The organism is Psychrobacillus sp. BM2, assembly GCF_048572895.1.
Classification (GTDB): domain Bacteria; phylum Bacillota; class Bacilli; order Bacillales_A; family Planococcaceae; genus Psychrobacillus.
Genome location: NZ_CP183878.1, coordinates 1,707,538 through 1,724,484 on the forward strand (window position 1 = coordinate 1,707,538; position 16,947 = coordinate 1,724,484).

Annotated in this window: 30 protein-coding genes; 22 read left to right on the plus strand and 8 right to left on the minus strand. The window is 34.2% G+C overall.

From position 1 onward, the window contains the following. Positions 1-48: 48 nt before the first annotated feature. The 6 genes from ACN6MX_RS07820 to ACN6MX_RS07845 all read right to left on the minus strand — a co-directional run bounded on the left by ACN6MX_RS07820 (position 49) and on the right by ACN6MX_RS07845 (position 3,946). On the minus strand, positions 49-768 hold the full coding sequence (locus ACN6MX_RS07820) for a hypothetical protein (RefSeq protein ID WP_419962058.1): 720 nt from the start codon (positions 766-768) through the stop codon (positions 49-51). Continuing rightward, complete coding sequence (locus tag ACN6MX_RS07825) at positions 761-1,135, minus strand: hypothetical protein (RefSeq protein ID WP_419962059.1); 375 nt, start codon at positions 1,133-1,135, stop codon at positions 761-763. The genes ACN6MX_RS07820 and ACN6MX_RS07825 overlap by 8 nt, the downstream gene beginning before the upstream one ends. Next, on the minus strand, positions 1,117-1,980 hold the full coding sequence (locus ACN6MX_RS07830) for a ParA family protein (protein WP_419962060.1): 864 nt from the start codon (positions 1,978-1,980) through the stop codon (positions 1,117-1,119). The genes ACN6MX_RS07825 and ACN6MX_RS07830 overlap by 19 nt, the downstream gene beginning before the upstream one ends. 182 nt (positions 1,981-2,162) lie before the next feature. Then, positions 2,163-3,047 carry a hypothetical protein gene (locus ACN6MX_RS07835; RefSeq protein ID WP_419962061.1) on the minus strand — a complete coding sequence of 295 codons (885 nt, stop codon included), beginning with the start codon at positions 3,045-3,047 and terminating at the stop codon, positions 2,163-2,165. A gap of 210 nt (positions 3,048-3,257) precedes the next feature. Beyond that, positions 3,258-3,461, minus strand: coding sequence for a hypothetical protein (locus ACN6MX_RS07840; protein ID WP_419962062.1), 204 nt, complete (start codon positions 3,459-3,461; stop codon positions 3,258-3,260). Positions 3,462-3,568: 107 nt separating this feature from the next. Continuing rightward, the gene (locus tag ACN6MX_RS07845; RefSeq protein WP_419962063.1) at positions 3,569-3,946 is read right to left on the minus strand and encodes a helix-turn-helix domain-containing protein; all 378 of its coding nucleotides are present in this window, start codon (positions 3,944-3,946) and stop codon (positions 3,569-3,571) included. A 172-nt stretch (positions 3,947-4,118) separates the two neighbouring features. Here ACN6MX_RS07845 and ACN6MX_RS07850 point away from each other — a divergent pair, with 172 nt between their 5' ends. From ACN6MX_RS07850 to ACN6MX_RS07875, 6 genes are all read left to right on the plus strand, one after another. Next, positions 4,119-4,340 carry a helix-turn-helix transcriptional regulator gene (locus ACN6MX_RS07850; RefSeq protein WP_419962064.1) on the plus strand — a complete coding sequence of 74 codons (222 nt, stop codon included), beginning with the start codon at positions 4,119-4,121 and terminating at the stop codon, positions 4,338-4,340. Between the two features lie 5 nt (positions 4,341-4,345). Beyond that, complete coding sequence (locus ACN6MX_RS07855) at positions 4,346-5,032, plus strand: ORF6N domain-containing protein (protein WP_419962065.1); 687 nt, start codon at positions 4,346-4,348, stop codon at positions 5,030-5,032. Between the two features lie 38 nt (positions 5,033-5,070). Next, positions 5,071-5,361: a DNA-binding protein gene (locus ACN6MX_RS07860; protein WP_419962066.1), complete on the plus strand. Its 291-nt coding sequence runs from the start codon at positions 5,071-5,073 to the stop codon at positions 5,359-5,361. A gap of 88 nt (positions 5,362-5,449) precedes the next feature. Continuing rightward, the gene (locus ACN6MX_RS07865; protein WP_419962067.1) at positions 5,450-5,971 is read left to right on the plus strand and encodes a helix-turn-helix domain-containing protein; all 522 of its coding nucleotides are present in this window, start codon (positions 5,450-5,452) and stop codon (positions 5,969-5,971) included. Beyond that, complete coding sequence (locus ACN6MX_RS07870) at positions 5,968-6,237, plus strand: hypothetical protein (RefSeq protein ID WP_419962068.1); 270 nt, start codon at positions 5,968-5,970, stop codon at positions 6,235-6,237. Before ACN6MX_RS07865 ends, ACN6MX_RS07870 begins: the two co-directional genes overlap by 4 nt. 262 nt (positions 6,238-6,499) lie before the next feature. After that, complete coding sequence (locus tag ACN6MX_RS07875; RefSeq protein WP_419962069.1) at positions 6,500-6,688, plus strand: hypothetical protein; 189 nt, start codon at positions 6,500-6,502, stop codon at positions 6,686-6,688. Positions 6,689-6,691: 3 nt separating this feature from the next. Here ACN6MX_RS07875 and ACN6MX_RS07880 read toward each other — a convergent pair whose 3' ends face one another. Beyond that, positions 6,692-6,895 carry a KTSC domain-containing protein gene (locus ACN6MX_RS07880; protein ID WP_419962070.1) on the minus strand — a complete coding sequence of 68 codons (204 nt, stop codon included), beginning with the start codon at positions 6,893-6,895 and terminating at the stop codon, positions 6,692-6,694. Between the two features lie 76 nt (positions 6,896-6,971). Here ACN6MX_RS07880 and ACN6MX_RS07885 point away from each other — a divergent pair, with 76 nt between their 5' ends. The 11 genes from ACN6MX_RS07885 to ACN6MX_RS07935 all read left to right on the plus strand — a co-directional run bounded on the left by ACN6MX_RS07885 (position 6,972) and on the right by ACN6MX_RS07935 (position 13,972). Continuing rightward, positions 6,972-7,178 carry a hypothetical protein gene (locus ACN6MX_RS07885; protein ID WP_419962071.1) on the plus strand — a complete coding sequence of 69 codons (207 nt, stop codon included), beginning with the start codon at positions 6,972-6,974 and terminating at the stop codon, positions 7,176-7,178. Positions 7,179-7,275: 97 nt separating this feature from the next. Then, positions 7,276-8,211, plus strand: coding sequence for a YqaJ viral recombinase family protein (locus tag ACN6MX_RS07890; protein ID WP_419962072.1), 936 nt, complete (start codon positions 7,276-7,278; stop codon positions 8,209-8,211). Positions 8,212-8,224: 13 nt separating this feature from the next. Beyond that, positions 8,225-9,076, plus strand: coding sequence for a recombination protein RecT (gene recT, locus ACN6MX_RS07895; protein ID WP_419962073.1), 852 nt, complete (start codon positions 8,225-8,227; stop codon positions 9,074-9,076). A gap of 57 nt (positions 9,077-9,133) precedes the next feature. Beyond that, entirely contained in the window at positions 9,134-10,099 is a 966-nt protein-coding gene (locus tag ACN6MX_RS07900; RefSeq protein WP_419962074.1) for a Lin1244/Lin1753 domain-containing protein, read from the plus strand. 5 nt (positions 10,100-10,104) lie between these two features. Then, positions 10,105-10,659, plus strand: coding sequence for a hypothetical protein (locus ACN6MX_RS07905; RefSeq protein ID WP_419962075.1), 555 nt, complete (start codon positions 10,105-10,107; stop codon positions 10,657-10,659). Beyond that, positions 10,656-11,060: a YopX family protein gene (locus ACN6MX_RS07910; RefSeq protein WP_419962076.1), complete on the plus strand. Its 405-nt coding sequence runs from the start codon at positions 10,656-10,658 to the stop codon at positions 11,058-11,060. Before ACN6MX_RS07905 ends, ACN6MX_RS07910 begins: the two co-directional genes overlap by 4 nt. Beyond that, positions 11,057-11,233, plus strand: a complete 177-nt coding sequence (locus tag ACN6MX_RS07915) for a hypothetical protein (protein ID WP_419962077.1) — start codon at positions 11,057-11,059, stop codon at positions 11,231-11,233. The genes ACN6MX_RS07910 and ACN6MX_RS07915 overlap by 4 nt, the downstream gene beginning before the upstream one ends. Then, on the plus strand, positions 11,230-11,397 hold the full coding sequence (locus ACN6MX_RS07920) for a DUF6011 domain-containing protein (protein WP_419962078.1): 168 nt from the start codon (positions 11,230-11,232) through the stop codon (positions 11,395-11,397). Before ACN6MX_RS07915 ends, ACN6MX_RS07920 begins: the two co-directional genes overlap by 4 nt. Beyond that, positions 11,394-11,909 carry a Holliday junction resolvase RecU gene (locus ACN6MX_RS07925; protein ID WP_419962079.1) on the plus strand — a complete coding sequence of 172 codons (516 nt, stop codon included), beginning with the start codon at positions 11,394-11,396 and terminating at the stop codon, positions 11,907-11,909. Before ACN6MX_RS07920 ends, ACN6MX_RS07925 begins: the two co-directional genes overlap by 4 nt. Positions 11,910-11,956: 47 nt before the next feature. Next, a complete protein-coding gene (locus tag ACN6MX_RS07930; RefSeq protein WP_419962080.1) occupies positions 11,957-12,952 on the plus strand; it encodes a DNA cytosine methyltransferase in 996 nt (331 codons plus the stop codon). A gap of 39 nt (positions 12,953-12,991) precedes the next feature. Beyond that, on the plus strand, positions 12,992-13,972 hold the full coding sequence (locus ACN6MX_RS07935) for a DNA-methyltransferase (RefSeq protein WP_419962081.1): 981 nt from the start codon (positions 12,992-12,994) through the stop codon (positions 13,970-13,972). Between the two features lie 298 nt (positions 13,973-14,270). Here ACN6MX_RS07935 and ACN6MX_RS07940 read toward each other — a convergent pair whose 3' ends face one another. Beyond that, on the minus strand, positions 14,271-14,408 hold the full coding sequence (locus tag ACN6MX_RS07940) for a hypothetical protein (protein WP_419962082.1): 138 nt from the start codon (positions 14,406-14,408) through the stop codon (positions 14,271-14,273). Positions 14,409-14,533: 125 nt separating this feature from the next. Between ACN6MX_RS07940 and ACN6MX_RS07945 the strand changes: the two genes are divergently transcribed. The 5 genes from ACN6MX_RS07945 (at position 14,534) to ACN6MX_RS07965 (ending at position 16,946) form a co-directional block, all read left to right on the plus strand. Continuing rightward, positions 14,534-14,698, plus strand: coding sequence for an XtrA/YqaO family protein (locus tag ACN6MX_RS07945; protein ID WP_419962581.1), 165 nt, complete (start codon positions 14,534-14,536; stop codon positions 14,696-14,698). Beyond that, complete coding sequence (locus tag ACN6MX_RS07950; RefSeq protein ID WP_419962083.1) at positions 14,695-15,105, plus strand: hypothetical protein; 411 nt, start codon at positions 14,695-14,697, stop codon at positions 15,103-15,105. The genes ACN6MX_RS07945 and ACN6MX_RS07950 overlap by 4 nt, the downstream gene beginning before the upstream one ends. Positions 15,106-15,202: 97 nt before the next feature. Continuing rightward, positions 15,203-15,778, plus strand: coding sequence for a hypothetical protein (locus ACN6MX_RS07955; protein WP_419962084.1), 576 nt, complete (start codon positions 15,203-15,205; stop codon positions 15,776-15,778). Between the two features lie 147 nt (positions 15,779-15,925). Further along, positions 15,926-16,660, plus strand: coding sequence for a hypothetical protein (locus ACN6MX_RS07960; protein WP_419962085.1), 735 nt, complete (start codon positions 15,926-15,928; stop codon positions 16,658-16,660). Between the two features lie 100 nt (positions 16,661-16,760). Beyond that, positions 16,761-16,946 (plus strand): hypothetical protein, encoded by a 186-nt coding sequence (locus tag ACN6MX_RS07965; RefSeq protein WP_419962086.1) that lies wholly within the window; start codon positions 16,761-16,763, stop codon positions 16,944-16,946. Position 16,947 lies beyond the last annotated feature (1 nt).

Consider the following 16,947-nt stretch of genomic DNA (forward strand, 5'->3'; position numbering starts at 1 on the left):
ACTCCTTTCGGAACATACGTTCTATTTTAAGTATAAAAGAAAACCCCATTAAATGAAAGTGGGGTTTCTCCGTATGTAATAATTCTCTATTATTACATACATATTTAAGTCTACAGTAATACACGATTCTACTAGAATTTGATCATCTCTTGTAAGAGTTAAATAATTGGAAGTTTCTTCAGATATCAAAATAATCATTATACTTTGTAATATATTATTAAAAAGTTTGATGCTAGTTTTAATATTTTTATCTTGGCTTGGATTAAAATAATAGTCTGAAAGGTTGTTTTCAGTTGAAAAATAGCCTTGTTTAGTTACATGTACATATTCACATAAATTTTTATATTCACTTGTTAAAATTTCTATGTACTTTTTAATTTTAAATTTTTTGTAATGCATTTTAAGAAATTTATGCATATGTCTTATTGTATCAGTTTCTCCATTTGTAACTTTAGAATATAAATATCGATTAAATTGTTCAATAATATTTCTAGACATTAATCTAAAAGCATTTACGTTATTTGTGAATAACAGATCTAGGGCAATGGGTAGATTTAGAATTGCTTCTTTCAAATGTACATCTGAATTTGAAAGTGTTTTTGAATGAATGGTCATTAAACTAAAAACTTGTTTATACAGATTTTTTAGTTGACCTTGAAAGGTATTAACATTCACACAGTAATTTTGAGCACGACTATTAACAAAATTCAAGTACATGGCGAAATCTTCTTTATATATTTTATTGGTATCATAATATGTTTTATTCATTGTTAATCACTTTTTTCCAAGCTAATAATACATCTAAATTTTTTGAGTTATTTTTATTACTTTTTGGAGGTTGGATATTAAAAACAATTAAGAGTTTATCAATCAATGCATTTGACATATCTAAATCATATTTTTCTACCAATCGTAAACAACGAGCTAATAATAATGTTCGAGATTTATATACATAAAATTTAAATATAGTTCCAAAGAAGTCTTCTGTGAAACTTTGGAATGTGATGTTCTTTTTGATTAAAGTATTACTTAAAATTATTTCAGTTACAATGCCATAAAGAATTATTTTTTTATCTTCTAAATGTTTTGTATCCGCTACTAAAACAATATTTTTAATTAGGTGGTTTTGGGACACTTTGCTACCTCCTGTATAAATTCACTTGTAATTGAAGTAATCTCTGTTCTTGTAGTTGCCATATCATATAAAAACGATGAAATACTACCATTAGGAACGTACTTGAAATCAGTCATTTTATTTTCAAAATAATTGAAGTCTGGTTCCGATTCAATAATATCTTTTATTGTTTTATTTACTGTTGGAATATTTTCAACAACTGTAAATATAGTTCCAAGTTGTTTTGCAGAGGCACCATGTAAAGTATCTACTCGATTAATAACAAATCTTAGTAAGTCTATACCTAATGCTGAATATATATCCGGCTTAATTGGAACAAAGTATAGATCCGAAGCTATCAAACTAGCAGTTGTATAAAATGAATATGTTGGAGGACAGTCAATGAGAATATAATCATAGTCCACATTTTTAGTAAGAGTTTGAATATAATTTTTCAATAAGTTTTCGGTTCCTCTTTCTGACGATTCTAATCTTACCATATCTAAATCACCAGCAATTATATGTAGATTAGGAGTGAGTTCTTCGATTGGATTAATTTTTGATTCAGTAGATGGTATCTTCCCACCATAAACAAGAGATATATCTTGGTCAAATAAATATTTTATTGTTTCTTTTCTTTTTTTCTTCTCTAAATAATACTCGTAATTTTTAAATTTCTCAAATAAGGATTGTGAAGCATTGAATTGTGGATCCATATCAACTACTAATACCTTTTTACTGAATGCACGTTCCAAGGTATAAGCAATATTAATGCATAAAGTAGTCTTCCCCACGCCACCTTTCATATTGATGAAAGATATAACTTTTGCTGGTTCTTTTACTTGTGTATTTTCTACGCCTGTCATTAAAATTCCTCCTTTTATAAAATGATTTAGTATCTGTAAAACAATTGAGTCCATCTCTATGTCCATGGACTTGCGTAAATATAACTACATCTAACTTATAAAAAAGAGACATAGCAAATACTATATTTCTTAAATTTATGTAAAATGGAAGCAGGGGATTAGGGAAATATTTTTCTAATTATTTATGTTTCTATATTTTGAGTTTTAACAACTTCGTAAATTTCATATAGGTGATATTCGCCTACGTTCTTCTTAATTACTCTAATAGTTTTCTTATTATTTGTAAGGACAGACGTATCATCATTAATAAAATATTCCAAGAATAGTTCATAGTTTGGTTTGTCTTTGGTTACTTTAAGAAGCTTATGTCTGGTTGGAATATACTTATTAAACATCATTAAAATGATGGTTGGCATTATTATTAAACATAATAGTATTAAATAATCACTTGCTTCAGTAGTTTTTTCTGAATCTCCTAATATTAAATCGAACTGTATGGCTCCCATTGTGCCAAATACAAAGATTAAAATGAATAGATAAATATCCTGATGTTTTTCTTTAAACTGTTTCCATTTTGTGATTGTCCAAATCGGATTAGTTGATGTAGGATTATTGAATAACTTTTTAATAATATTGATAATTCTACATATAATCCAATGAATGGATGTATATATCCAAAAAAGGAAAGTTAATATTAAAGCAAATGCAAGTAACAACATCAAAGCGTTTTGTATGAAAGTAATTTGCTTCATAAGTACATAAAACAGAAATTCTAACGTTCCGAACCAAACTGAAGCAAACGCCAAAATTGTAAGATTTTTAATTGTTTGAATCACTAGATGGTCTTTTTTATGAAATAATTTTATATCAAAAGAATCTAAAAAAAGATGTTTAATTATCATACTATATATAAATATCAAAGAAGGTACTGCAACCGCAAAAGAGATTAAAATATTTTTTATATTGGTTTCTACTTTTTCTGAATTAGTATTTGAACTATATAATCCTAGTTCATCAAGTATATTTAGTATTATGTTAGTTAACCATTCAAAATCTATGATATTCATTAGTTACTCCTCTAGCCTCTTTTATCATTATCTCTCACTAGTCATCTCATCTTTTTTACGATTACTTTTTATATTAGCATCATGAATATCTTTTGATACAAATGGAGTATTTTCCTGCAGTATCTGCAGAGGTGGAAGAAACTGTTGATATTATTTCCAATTGTAAAAGTAATAGTGTAAATGAAAAGAACAGTGAGGGCGGTTATCACCTCACTTGAATAAGGAAAGAAAGCCTTTCTTCTTTTTGTTTTTTGACAAGGGTTGTCCTGTAAGTTTTTTTGCAATATACTTTGCAGGATCTTTCATAGCGGTGGCTCCACCTTTACCGTATCCGGGAACAACAGCTTTCTTAATTGATCTCTTTGCTTTTGACTGGATCTTTTTCAACGGAGAACGCGGTTTTCTTATTTTCACTAAAAATCCCTCCTTGATATATCACCATGACCATGGACTTGCGTAAATGTAACTATATTTACTTTATAAAAAAAGAGACATAGAAATCTATATCTCGTATTACTGTTCTATAACTTGCCTTGACTCTTCAATATTTCCCACATTTTTAGCAAAGCTTCTTTTTGCTCCTCTGAACTCTCGTTGAATTCCTTAAACAATATTTTGGAGCGTGGGTCGTTTACCCAGGTTTCGAATTCTGCATTTGTATTAATAGTGTTGTGATCTTTAATATCTGTTCTACCTAATAAGAAGTCTGTAGAGACTTCTAGCAATGTAGCGAGACTATCTACTATATCTAAGGGAGGTAATTTTGTGCCATTCTCATAAGCTGTATATGTAGTACGAGCCATTCCAATTTTATCGGCTACATATTTTTGAGTCCAATTAGGATTAGATAACTTTTTCTGTTCTCTGCAATACTTTAATCTTTGTGCAAACTTTTCCATAACACTCACCTGCCTAGTAGATATATGTACATTATAGATGTTCCTGATAGTAACTTCTATAAATGTTCCTAAAAGTATAACTTTTAATTGTATTGATAGTTGACATGTTCCTTTAAGTGACTTATTATAAGTTTATAAGATGTTCCTTAAAGGAACGAAAGGAGGGTTTAGCGTGAGACGTTGGTTGAAAGACACTCGAATGAACAGAATGAAAACTCAATACGAAGTAGCTGAGTTATCTAGCATTTCTAGAAGTTATTACACTAAAATTGAATTAGGCATTAAAACGCCAACTGTTGATGTCGCTAAGAAAATAGCGAAAACACTGAATTTTGAGTGGTCGATTTTTTTTGAAGACGAATGTTCTTTTAAGGAACATAAACAACTAGCATAGGAGGAATGAAGGTGAATCAATTACAAACAATTGAACAAAGTGGTCAACGTGTTTTAACTACAAAACAATTAGCAGCAAGTTATGGTGCTGACAAACAACAAATCAGCAAAAACTTCACTCGTAACATTGAACGTTACAAAGAAGGTAAACATTTCTTTACTTTAACAGGTAATGAAAAACATGAGTTTTTAAACCATGTACAAATTGACGATGGTTCAAAAAATGCCCAAGTCTTATACCTATGGACGGAAAAAGGAGCATGGCTTCATGCAAAATCACTCAACACAGATGAAGCTTGGGATGCTTATGAAACTTTAGTAGATGAGTATTACAGATTAATTGAAAAACCAAGAGTACTTACAGAAAAAGAGCAACTAAGAGCATCAATGAGATTATCACTAGAAACATCTGAAGAAGTCGAGGTCCTCAAAGGTGAAGTAAATGATTTAAAAGAAAAAGTGGAGAACCAAATCACCATTGACCATGGTGAACAACGCAGATTACAAAAAGCAGTTGCAATTAAAGTTTATGAACTGGAAAGCATTGCTGAATTACGACCTAAGTTATTCCGCGAAATCTACCGTGAGATTAAAGATAGATTCGGTGTTGCTTCATATAAGGATGTTAAGCGCAAGGATCTACAAGTTGCAATTAGATACGTGGAAGCTTGGATTCCAAGACGCGCAGCATAAATGAGGGGCTGTCAAACGACAGCCGAAAGGAGGAAAACATGTTAAGTGTTCAATTTGATCCAGAGGCATTGCGGCAGATTATCCGCGAGGAAGTAAGAGATGCAATGGATTCTAGTAAGGTCAAGGAGTTACCGCCATTCCTTACAAGAAAAGAGCTAATGGCGCTCTTGCATATCAGCCAAACAAAAACATCTGAGTTATTAGGAAGACCAGACTTTCCAGTCTTTCGTGAAGCAGGATTACTAATTCCTACGGATCTCCTATTCAAGTGGATTGAGAAAAACACTCAATGGGTTGAAGATAACTCGAATTATCTCTCTGTAATTTAATTATAGCTTTGTAACCTATAGTCAACGGTCTACTACAAGTTAACTCTTTAATGAAATGTGAATCCAATATATAGAAAGGTTGGGAAAAATGACTAGAAGTAAAGTGGGGGAAATGTTGAAAGAAATGAGAGGGGAGCAAACACAGTTATCACTGGGATTAGAAATCAATTTAACTCGTGAAACTGTTTCAAAATACGAGAATGGGAGGTCTAAGGTGCCTACTGATATATCTCGTACTCTAGTAAACAAGTTTGATAATCCGAAGTTTGCGATGACCATCCGGAATGAATATACAGGGACAGGTCCTAAATGGTTGGATGGACCGAATGTAGATCTCCATCGTTCAAGCGTGAAAGAAAAGACGTTGGAGGAATTAAGAGAAGCTCTTGAAACGCTTGAAAGTTTTTCTTTATCAAAGCCATTAAAAAAACTACAACTATTTGAAAGACAGTTGTTAGAAAGTGTACTGGATGAACTGGTGGAGGCGCAAACAGCAATAGATCATATGGTTGCGGTTGTATGTAAAGAAGCGGAAATAAGCTACACAGGAGTGTGGGACAAACATTATAAAGCACTCACAAGTGCTGGATACCTTGGAGGTACAAGATGAAACAGGATCTTTTCAGAAACCAGGATTACCACGCAGCTGTAAGAGAACACGCAAGTATTTTAGATTGCGGTAAAGCTATCGAGGATTGTGTAAAAACAGGGGATTTGAAAGAGGCTCTTATGTTTGTTCAGGACATTAATAACTCCTTAGAAACATTGAAGAGATTAGCTGAGAAAAAGATAGCAGAAGACAATATAAAAACTTTGCTAGACCAGTTAGTTGCAGCTGGCGTTAATGTGATGGTGGTGAAACGACATGCTCAATAGTCCAGAACAAGTAATGGTCGCGGTAGTGACAATAGCAGCATCGATTTACTTTGGTTACCTTTGGAGAGATATTACAGGCACAAAAAAAGCTGACTAACTCGGACAAGTTAATCAGCACAAAAATATATCTCCTATTTTTGATTATGACAGAGCTTATGGCTCTCGTCAAGAAGCTCATAAGAACGGTTGGTAAGCCGTGCATCCTCCTCAGATACTTGTGAGCTTCTTGATGGGATTCAACCCACAGGAAGAGGTGAGATAGATGAAAAAAAACGCAAAGTACTTAGAACAGAACAGAAAAAAACGAGAGCAATTAATGGATGAACTTGAGCTGATCTCTGGACCGTTGATTAAATTTCTAGAAGTCAACTACAATCCACACACTCGAATTGTAATTGACTTTGAATCAGTAAAAGTTGTAACGGATGTTTTGGGTATACCAAATAACTAATTCTTAATTAATTCGTTTGAAATCCTTTATTTTATCGAGCCTTGAAAGTTCTGAACCAAGCGAACTGGAATTTATAAAGTTTCGGTATTCTGATTCCGAAACATTGTAGTAATGATAGATAGCACCGTCTTTAAATTCAAGCTCTAATATGTCGTTTTCCCAACCTACACTTTGGATACGACTAGATGAAACGTATTGTCTATTCATTTTTATCACCTCCTTCTCTTACATAATTCGACAGAGAAGGAGGAAAACCTGCTAATACTTGGAAGGAGGTGGAAACATGTTAGAAAATCAAATGGTATCAGGCTATGGATATGAAGAACAGTTGAGAGCTCCTAGAAAGGCTGGTTGCTGCAACTATCGTCATTGCAAGGAAGATTTATATGAAGGTGAAGGATTTGAATGGGATGGTTACTTGTATTGCTCAACAGAGCATATGGGCGAACATATTGTAGAAGAAAACTTAGCGGTGGATTTAAGCGCATAAAAAAACCCGCTATTGGAGTAGCGGATCAAGGTCTCTCGAATTATTAAGTAATTTCATTATAACGAGAGACCTTGAAAATATCAAGTGGAGGGCTAACATGCAAGCTCAATCATTAGTTCAAACAGTAGATATGAGTCGTGAACAATGGCTCGAGGCGAGACGAAAAGGAATTGGCGGTAGTGATGTATCTTCAATAGCAGGACTAAACAAATGGAAATCTCCAGTAGCAGTTTATTTGGATAAGGTCGGGCAATCTCCATTAGAAGATACGGCTGGTGAAGCTGCATATTGGGGCAACGTGATGGAAGATATCGTAGCACAGGAATTTAGTATTCGAACAGGTCTTAAAGTGAGACGTAGAAACGCTATTTTAAAGCATCCAGAACATGAGTTTATGTTTGCAAATGTGGACCGTTTAATTATTGGCAAGAAAGAGGGGCTCGAGTGTAAGACGGCTTCTGAATTTCTAAAGGGTGAATGGGAAGAAGATGAAATCCCTGCAGCCTACTTACTTCAAATACAACATTACATGGCAGTTACAGGATATAAGGCTTGGCACATTGCAGTTTTGATTGGTGGCAATAAGTTCATCTTTAAGAAAGTTGAACGTGATGAAGAGTTAATCAATTTTTTAATCCAAATTGAAAAAGATTTTTGGGAAAATCATGTATTAAAAGAGATTCCACCGGCATTCGATGGTTCGGATGCTTCAGTGGATTTACTCAAAGCTCTTTATCCTGAGTCTGAGCCAGATAGTGAGATTAATCTACCTTCTGAAGCTGAAATGCTTATCGATGCATTAGATCAACTGAAAGATGATTTAAAAGACCTTCAAACAAAAGAGAAGGAATACAAAAACAAAATTAAAGATTTCATGGGAACGACTGAGAAAGCTTTTGCTGGTACTCGAAAGGTCACATGGAAATCAGCTAATGTTACTCGAATTGACACAAAACGATTGAAGGCAGAACAACCGGAGCTCTTTAAGAAGTATTCCAATACAACGTCAGAACGCAAATTCTTAATTAAATAGGAGGAAAACAATAATGGCAACAGCGGCGAACGTAAAAAATCAATTAGCACAAAAAGCGAACGGGGCAGTACAAAATCAGGTATCTCCTGAAAAAACATTGAATGCATTACTAAAAAGAATGGGTCCAGAAATTCAACGTGCATTACCTAAACATATGGATGCAGACAGAATCGCACGTATCGCACTAACAGCAGTTCGTACAACTCCAAAACTTCTTGAGTGTGATCAAACATCTTTCCTTGCAGCTATTATGCAATCAGCTCAACTAGGAGTAGAACCAAACACTGGCTTAGGGCAAGCTTATTTAATTCCTTACGGAAAGAACGTTCAGTTCCAACTAGGTTACAAAGGGTTGATAGATTTAGCGGTTCGAAGTGGTCAATACAAAGCGATTTATGCTCATGAAGTATATGAAAATGACGAATTTGAGTTCCAATATGGATTGAATAAAGATTTAGTGCATAAACCATCAACTGAGCCAACAGGTGAACCAATCGGTTATTACGCAGTTTATCACTTAAAAAATGGTGGATATGATTTCGTTTACTGGACGAAGGAACGTATTGATCAACATGCTAAAAAGTTCTCTCAAGCAGTGCAAAAAGGTTGGACAAGTCCTTGGAAAACAAACTTTGATGCAATGGCCAAGAAAACAGTATTAAAAGAGGTACTGAAATATGCTCCAAAATCCATTGAGTTGCAGAAAACGATTGATGCAGACTCTACTATAAAAAATGATTTTGCGGCTGATATGAGCGACATTATCGATGTTACTGACTATAGCGTTGTTGAAGAACACGATGAACAAAAATCAACTGAATATGATTTAGCGACAGGGCAAGTGTTTGAGGACAAATTAGTTTAATTTAGAGGGGGTTTTCCCCCATTTTTATACAAAAAGCAAAAATGAGGAGGAAGTGTAATGGCAAGACCTAGAAAACAAGGGCTGGATTACTTTCCACTTGATGTAGATATCGACCAAGATGACAAGATCCAGTTGGTCGAAGCCGTACATGGTCCAATCGGGTTTGCGATAGTTATTAAATTATTAATGCGAATTTATAAAGACGGTTATTTCTCTAAGTGGACAGAAACGGAACAATTACTTTTCTCGAAGAGAGTTAATGTAGACATTAACTTAATTAATGTATGCGTTAATGATTGTGTTAAGTGGGATTTATTTGATAGGGAAGTGTTCGAATCCTATGGAGTGCTTACGTCCAATGGAATACAAAGCAGATTTTTAGAGGCTGTTGGTCGTAGGCAAAAGGTTGAAATGGTGCAAGAATACCTACTTTTGGAGTTGGAGGACATTAAGGTATACAAAAACCTCTCTGTTAAGAGTATTAATGTAGACATTAACTCTTTTGATGTAAACATTAATCCCCAAAGTAAAGTAAAGCATAGTAAAGAAAAGAATAGTAAAGAACAGCATACAACAGAAGACGAAAATATTGATGATGAATTAACTAAAAAAAATAATGAAATGATTGATAAAGACTTTGCTAAAATCACTCAATTCTATCAAGAGAATATAGGACCTTTAGTTCCTCATATTGGTGAAGAATTAGGATACATGATTGATGCTCATCCTGTTGAGTTAATTTTAGAAGCTTTTAAAAGAGCTTTAGAAGCTAACGCGTCAAACAAAGTGAGATATGTAAACTCTATTTTAATCAACTGGAAGAATCAATTATTAAAAACGCTGGATGAAGTGAATGCAGCTGATCAACGTCGAGCAAACTCTTTTTCAAACAAAAAGGTGGCGAAGATTGAATTAGTACCTGATTGGTTTGGAAAAATAGACAAGCCAACAGTGCCTATTGAAGAAAATTCAGATATAGCAGTTGAACGTGAACGGTTAAGACAAGAATTAATGGGAGGATGAACAGAATGACAGAAAAAGTGAAAGTAACACAGGAACAAGCGGATAAATTAAAAGATGTTCTGGCTGATCCAGAATTTACCCATCAAGAATTATTAAATGATCAACATTCTGAACCGTGGGCAACGAGCCATAAGTGTCTTAACGAATTAGATGTTTGGACTTTAGCTAGGACTATTTACGAAGTCGAACCTCAGTTTAAAGTTGGGGATTGGATTGTAATTACAGATGGGAACTCAAGCATCGGAGAAATTCATAGAATTTCAAAAATAGGCGACCGAAGCGTTTTACTTTTCGACCATTCTTACTCTTGCAGTTGGAGAGTCAGTCAAATTAGACACGCCACATCAGAAGAAATCAAAGCGGGAAAAGAACGTCGATTGTGGAATTCCATTGGTCGTGAAGTTGGGGAGTTTCGAGATGGAGATTATGGAGAACATATTTCCAAAAAATCTTCTTCAGAATCAAGGGAATATCTAGAAGATTGGTATAAGCGAGGAAAACTTAAAGGTTTCTATCCAGTTGAATCATTCATCTCCTTCGAAGGTGAGGATGAATCGTGAGAGAGGTTAAGTTTAAAGCAAGAATAATTGAAACAAATGAAGTGTTTCCGGTTCAGACTATTTGGTTTGCTAATTCGGTGTGCTTGGACTTAACAAATAGTCATTATGAATGGGATTCAAAAGTTTATAGCTTGAATGAGGTTGAATTACTTGAATACACAGGTCTAAAAGACAAAAACGGTGTGGAGATTTATGAGGGAGATATTGTAAAAGTTACTAATGGTGCAGATGAAATTGAAGGGATAGATACCGGTATAGGTGAAGTTGAGTGGTTGAGCGAGTGGGTGTTTTGGAACGTGTCTAGAATTGAAAATAGTTTAGGGGAGCTAAAGTATAACGGTTATGTCGAAGTAATAGGCAATATCTACGAGCATCCTCACTTACTGGAGGTGGCGGAATGAAACCAGTTGCAGCATGCGAAAACAATCGATGTGAAAAGCCTATCCATAAAGGCGACGAGGTTTGGCGTAAAGGCTCGGAAATGTATTGCTCTGGGAAATGTCTATTTCAATCGTTCGGACATCAGAAACAAACGATTTTGCGTGAAAAACATATTGTTGGAGGTGCGAGATGAGTACTTGTAATCGTTGCAACCGTCCTCTGAAAACATCTAAAAGTATTAATGAGGGCTATGGTCCAGTTTGCAAAAGAAAGCATGAGGAAGCCGAAGCTGAATTCTTAAAACGTCAGGTGACGATTGATGAAGAACTTGCATACCAGGAGAGGTTGAGAGCATGAGAAAGATATACAAGCATACACAAGCAAACAGAGGCATGGGCCTTGAAAGAATAATAGATATGGCGAATACCCAATATCGCAATAAAGGAGTAGCGGATGTTCGAAAGATCCCTACTCCAGTAAAAATAACTAGCAATGTAAAAGGTAAAGTATCAGGTCATGTTACAAAAGGTGAGTTAGTCGATTACTTCGGTGTGAAAGATGGGCGAGCAATCGTATTCGATGCGAAAGAAACGAATATCACCACAAGTTTTCCTTTGAAAAATGTACATGAGCACCAGTTCAACATATTGAAATCTTGGCATCAAAAAGGTGCAAAAGCGTTCCTACTAATCTCTTTTACGAAAAGACAATACGAAACCTACCTGTTGCCATTCGAGATGCTAGAAGAAGCATGGAAGGGCTACATAGGAGATGGAAAAAAGTCCATTCCATACGAAGATTTTGTTTTGAATTGCGATCAAGTTAAAAGAGATAAGGGGTATGTACTGCATTACTTGAAAGCAATTTGATTACCGCACTTTTGACACATTTGGTGAAATAAAAAGAGGTGAAAAGATTGATAAAAATACTTGAATTATTCGGCGGGATTGGAGCTCCAAGAAAAGCTTTAATCAATCTTGGTATCGAACATAAATCAATTGATTATGTAGAGTGGAATGAAAAAGCAGTTAGTACTTACAATGCAATGTTTGTTAATCGCTACAGACCAGAAAGTGTTGTAGGTTACTCGTTACAACCGGATATACTTATTCATGGCTCGCCTTGTCAGGATTTTTCTATAGCAGGGAAACAATACGGCGGAAACGTCGAAGATGGTACAAGAAGCTCCTTATTATTTGAAACCCTTAAAATCATTGAAAACCTTGGCGCCTGGAAACCGAAAGTTGTAATTTGGGAAAATGTTAAAAATGTACTATCTAAAAAAATGATACCTGCTTTCAATCATTATTTGAGTGACATGGAATCGTTAGGATATACCAATTCCTATCAAGTGTTAGATGCAAGAGACTATGGAATACCTCAAGCAAAAGAAAGGATTTTTACGGTTTCCATTTTAGGTAATAACTACTTTGATTTCAGCAAGTTACGGAAAAGTCCAATGCGATCTATAGAGGAATTCCTAGAATCGGAAGTTGATGAAAAGTATATTGTTACGCAGCCGAGCATGATTAAGAAGTTACCAGGTAAACCGATAGTTCCTGGAACATTTGGTGGTCGAATGTTGGATGAAGTGAAAGAGTACGTTTATACAATTACAACAAAACAAATGCGTTGTCCGAATAGTGGAGTGATAAGAGTTGACGGTGAAATTTTTCGATACCTTACTGAACGCGAATGTTGGAGATTGATGGGATTTGATGATTTAGATTTCGATGCAGCTGCTAAAGAACATCCATCAAAAGAAGGTTGTTTGAATGGAACTCTATATCATCAAGCGGGAAATAGCATCGTCGTTTCGGTATTAGAAGCAATATTTGAAGTCGTAATAAACGAGGATTACGCAACTGATTTAGTAGCAAATACAGAGGGCCAATTGGAACTGATTTGCTAGAAAGTTCGACCATAAAGCGAATCAGAAAGGGTGATGGCAATGGAACTTAATAAAATCTATCAAGGACATTGCCTTGATGTTTTAAAAACACTTAAAGAACAGAGTGTAAACACTGTGATTACAAGTCCACCATATTGGGGGTTAAGAGATTATGGAGTGGATGGTCAAATTGGTTTAGAAGGTTCTGTAGAGGAATATGTAAAATCGCTAGTAGAAGTCTTTCATGAGGTTAAGCGAGTGCTACGAGATGATGGAACGCTCTGGTTAAATCTTGGCGATGCTTATGCAGGAAGTGGCAAAGGTAGAAATGCAGATGGTCGAGGAAATCCAGGTAATAATCATATGCAAAGTGAAGGTCAATTTAATGGGATTGTGAAATTACCTAAAGTTGTGAATGGTTTAAAACCTAAAGACTTGATTGGGTTACCTTGGAGAGTTGCTTTTGCACTCCAACAAGATGGTTGGTATTTAAGACAAGATATCGTATGGAATAAGCCTAATGCAATGCCTGAAAGTGTAACTGATCGACCTACTAAATCACATGAATATATTTTTTTATTAAGTAAATCAACTAAGTATTTTTACGATCATGAAATCATTAAGGAACCAGCTATTTATGGCACTCAGGATATTAGAGGATCTCGAGGTGCTTTCGGTCAACCGCAAAAGCAAAGAAGAAAAGATAAAGTTCGTGGTTCTTTCGATGGCAAGTATGGAAAAGAGGCATTTCGAGCTATTCGTGAGAAAAGAAATAAGCGATCAGTTTGGACAGTTTCGACTAAACCATTAAAGGAAGCGCACTTTGCAACTTTCCCGGAAGATTTAATTGAGCCTTGTGTATTGGCTGGATGCCCAATCAATGGAGTTGTTTTGGATCCATTCTTCGGCTCGGGTACAACAGGATTGGTTTCCCTAAAACACAGTCGTAATTTTGTTGGTGTTGAACTTAATCCAGAATATATAAAGATAGCTGAAAATCGTTTAAGTGAAGTGCAACTGGAGTTAATACATGAATTGTAAAACGAGAGATTTAAAGAATCTGATTATCAGAAATTATATGTTAAAAAAAAGGCTTTCCATTCTCCAATTATTAAGAGATAGGGCACCTTGACTATACAACCAATTAGTATGAGTTATTTAAATAATATAAAAGAAAGGTGGTGCTGTTTTGCTGTTAGTGTCTTTAACATACCAAGACACATTAGGAAACAAAAATTGTTCCATAAAACATCCCCTGCCTTTCATGAAAATAATAATCTATTTCTACTAATTAATCAATAGCAAAAAAATATATTCGAATTTCGACCCAAAAGCGTCGTTAGAAAGATAAGTTTAAAAGGAATCGAAAAATACTATCTCCAAAGTAAGCAACGGTAAGAAGAAAAAGTGCAGCAATAATCAATGCAATAATTGGAACTCCAATAGAATTCCAAAGTCCTTTAATGAAGTTTTGCATATAAAATGCCTCCGGTAAATGACATAAAAAATAAGACAAGATTCCTCCTGTCTCTCACAAGAAAATTATAACATATTGGAGGGGTCCTGGTGAAAGTAGATAATTTAGAAATAGACACTAGAACAATGCAGTTAACTGTCGATATAATGGATATACCTACCAGTTGTGTAATTGTTATCTGCGACGGAAAAGCAAAACTCAGAGAACTTCCGACACACGGGGAATATAAGATTGTGACGCATCAAGGGAAAGTGAAGAGAATGCGAGTGGAAGAAGGAGAAGAGTTTTGAAGGAAGTTGAAAAAGAAAAAGAAAAACGAATTATTAGTGATAAATTTAATCATAGTGATTCTAACTGGATATTATTTTTTACTGCTTTTAGTTTTGTTTTTATGGGGTTTATTAATTCTATTATTCAGTTACCAAAGGAATATATAGTGGGAGTTAGTTTAAGTAGTATATTTTTTGCTTTTTCAGAATATGTATCGGTTGCAAAAAAGTTAAATGTCTTATTTGGTATATTACAGTTACCATTTTTATTCTTGGCAATACTTTCGCTTAATGTTTTGCCAGCAATATTTATCGCAAACGAATCTTTTTTCAATCACTTTTCCACTAAAGCAGATTCAGTTTCACTGTTAAGTTTTGGACTTGTGCTAGGTGCAATTGCAATTAAATCATTTACAAACAAAGTTTAATATGTCAATTAATATCGTCTGGTTTAGATTAAAGTAAAATTTTCCGGTATTTATAAGGGGAAGTTAAGAGGATGCGGACGGAACAGGGGGAAGAGTTTTGAAGTATATGCCGCATGTAATATTCGGTTTGTTACTTTTTACATTAATATCTATGATTATATTAAAAGTAGTACCGGAAAGAGTAATAAATGTAGGTGACTATGTAAGCATTGCCTTAGCTCTAATTTCGCTTGCCGGAGTTACCATCACATACAGTTCAGTGAAACGCATTGGGGAACAGGTCGATATTCAGAAACAACAATTCAATTTAGAAAAAAGACCGTTATTTAAAATTACACATTACGAATCATATGGTAAGAACTATGTAGTGATAAAAGAAGAAACGGGAAATTATTATCATCTTGGTGAATATATGACCCGGCATGCAACAGACACAAATGCTGAAGTATATCTAGAATTATATGGTAGTGTAAATGGTTCTGAAAAGGGATTAGTGTTTTACCTAGAGAATAATAGATACTCAAACTATGCATGTAATATTTCTTTATTCGTTACTGATATATTAGGAAATGAGTATAGATATGAGACACCTAGCTTTGCTATACATGACAATTTATTCAGCGAACTTGGACATGATCTAACTGGTGAATTTCTAAAAATCACAAAAATATAGTCCGCCCCAGCCAACTGGAGGACAACACATGAACGGCTAAACTCTGATTCATTTGTTGTCCTTTTTACAATTGTAATAGAATGATTGTTCTTGGTATACTTGAACTAAAAACAGGTATATGTCTTTAGGTCTTATAGACTAATATATATGACAATATTATTAGGAGGAAGAAATATTAGAAACATTGGTGAAATTAGGTTATATTTTAAAATTTTTATATTTCTATACACTTTTTCGATAGTCTCTATACCAAAATACCTAAACTTAAAAGTAATAATATTTGTAGTCATATTACTGGTCATAATTTTTATTTGGTTGTTTTCATTTTTACTTATGTATGTGCCACTAGATGATTTGGGGAAGGTTGGTGATTATATAAATGAAATTTTAACATTAATAATAATGTTCTTTTTATCAATTTTAGCAACAAGTTTTGTATTTTTTAACCTTTGGATTTTAGAAGAATGGGGAAAATGGGAGGGATTAAATACTATTTATAAAATTAATGAATTATTTGAATTCGTGTCCAAAACTTCCTCTAGCCCGGATGATCTACTAGCAAAATCAGTATTTTTTAGTATAATAATTGTATATGCAATCTCTTATTACCTTTATAAAAAACTGTGGAGATTATATATTCGAATAATAAGGCGTCAATCACTTAAAGAAAAATATAGTAATTTTCTTGAATTATTAAACTGGAAAAGAATATTTGCTCATGTAACATTTTTAATAGCAAGCATTGGGATTGTGCCTTTAATACTGAATTATGTAGGGATTCAAGATGATATATCAACTATATTAATTGAATCTTTATATTTATGGGGTATCATGCTTGTGATTCCTTATTTACATTTACTTTATAAAGATGCAAATCAATAGTACATAGTTCTACCAGCCAACTGGAGGACAACTTTTGAACAGCTACACGCTGATTCATTTGTTGTCCTCTTTTTTTATTTTATCTAAGGGAGAGATGGGAATGAATCAAACGAAGTATATCGAAACAGGGTTAAAACAGGTAGATAGAGGCGAATTCGTGAATGAACGACCAAATACAAGCAACAAGTCAAAAGAACAAATGACATGTAGGGAAATTGAAGAATTGATGGGGTGTAATCGGCAAACATACCGACGTGTTGGCGGAGCTATTCGAAATAAACGATAGG

What these genes read in the sequence shown, in the direction of transcription:
- ACN6MX_RS07865 (WP_419962067.1), top strand. Translation starts at nt 5,450, where the DNA reads ATGACTAGAAGTAAAGTGGGGGAAATGTTGAAAGAAATGAGAGGGGAG.
- ACN6MX_RS07820 (WP_419962058.1), bottom strand. Translation starts at nt 768, where the DNA reads ATGAATAAAACATATTATGATACCAATAAAATATATAAAGAAGATTTC.
- ACN6MX_RS07915 (WP_419962077.1), top strand. Translation starts at nt 11,057, where the DNA reads ATGAAACCAGTTGCAGCATGCGAAAACAATCGATGTGAAAAGCCTATC.
- ACN6MX_RS07920 (WP_419962078.1), top strand. Translation starts at nt 11,230, where the DNA reads ATGAGTACTTGTAATCGTTGCAACCGTCCTCTGAAAACATCTAAAAGT.
- ACN6MX_RS07965 (WP_419962086.1), top strand. Translation starts at nt 16,761, where the DNA reads ATGAATCAAACGAAGTATATCGAAACAGGGTTAAAACAGGTAGATAGA.
- ACN6MX_RS07885 (WP_419962071.1), top strand. Translation starts at nt 6,972, where the DNA reads ATGTTAGAAAATCAAATGGTATCAGGCTATGGATATGAAGAACAGTTG.
- ACN6MX_RS07855 (WP_419962065.1), top strand. Translation starts at nt 4,346, where the DNA reads ATGAAGGTGAATCAATTACAAACAATTGAACAAAGTGGTCAACGTGTT.
- ACN6MX_RS07830 (WP_419962060.1), bottom strand. Translation starts at nt 1,980, where the DNA reads ATGACAGGCGTAGAAAATACACAAGTAAAAGAACCAGCAAAAGTTATA.
- ACN6MX_RS07880 (WP_419962070.1), bottom strand. Translation starts at nt 6,895, where the DNA reads ATGAATAGACAATACGTTTCATCTAGTCGTATCCAAAGTGTAGGTTGG.
- ACN6MX_RS07900 (WP_419962074.1), top strand. Translation starts at nt 9,134, where the DNA reads ATGGCAAGACCTAGAAAACAAGGGCTGGATTACTTTCCACTTGATGTA.
- ACN6MX_RS07960 (WP_419962085.1), top strand. Translation starts at nt 15,926, where the DNA reads ATGACAATATTATTAGGAGGAAGAAATATTAGAAACATTGGTGAAATT.
- ACN6MX_RS07905 (WP_419962075.1), top strand. Translation starts at nt 10,105, where the DNA reads ATGACAGAAAAAGTGAAAGTAACACAGGAACAAGCGGATAAATTAAAA.
- ACN6MX_RS07860 (WP_419962066.1), top strand. Translation starts at nt 5,071, where the DNA reads ATGTTAAGTGTTCAATTTGATCCAGAGGCATTGCGGCAGATTATCCGC.
- ACN6MX_RS07835 (WP_419962061.1), bottom strand. Translation starts at nt 3,047, where the DNA reads ATGAATATCATAGATTTTGAATGGTTAACTAACATAATACTAAATATA.
- ACN6MX_RS07870 (WP_419962068.1), top strand. Translation starts at nt 5,968, where the DNA reads ATGAAACAGGATCTTTTCAGAAACCAGGATTACCACGCAGCTGTAAGA.
- ACN6MX_RS07935 (WP_419962081.1), top strand. Translation starts at nt 12,992, where the DNA reads ATGGAACTTAATAAAATCTATCAAGGACATTGCCTTGATGTTTTAAAA.
- ACN6MX_RS07875 (WP_419962069.1), top strand. Translation starts at nt 6,500, where the DNA reads ATGAAAAAAAACGCAAAGTACTTAGAACAGAACAGAAAAAAACGAGAG.
- ACN6MX_RS07845 (WP_419962063.1), bottom strand. Translation starts at nt 3,946, where the DNA reads ATGGAAAAGTTTGCACAAAGATTAAAGTATTGCAGAGAACAGAAAAAG.
- ACN6MX_RS07940 (WP_419962082.1), bottom strand. Translation starts at nt 14,408, where the DNA reads ATGCAAAACTTCATTAAAGGACTTTGGAATTCTATTGGAGTTCCAATT.
- ACN6MX_RS07925 (WP_419962079.1), top strand. Translation starts at nt 11,394, where the DNA reads ATGAGAAAGATATACAAGCATACACAAGCAAACAGAGGCATGGGCCTT.
- ACN6MX_RS07945 (WP_419962581.1), top strand. Translation starts at nt 14,534, where the DNA reads ATGCAGTTAACTGTCGATATAATGGATATACCTACCAGTTGTGTAATT.
- recT (WP_419962073.1), top strand. Translation starts at nt 8,225, where the DNA reads ATGGCAACAGCGGCGAACGTAAAAAATCAATTAGCACAAAAAGCGAAC.
- ACN6MX_RS07890 (WP_419962072.1), top strand. Translation starts at nt 7,276, where the DNA reads ATGCAAGCTCAATCATTAGTTCAAACAGTAGATATGAGTCGTGAACAA.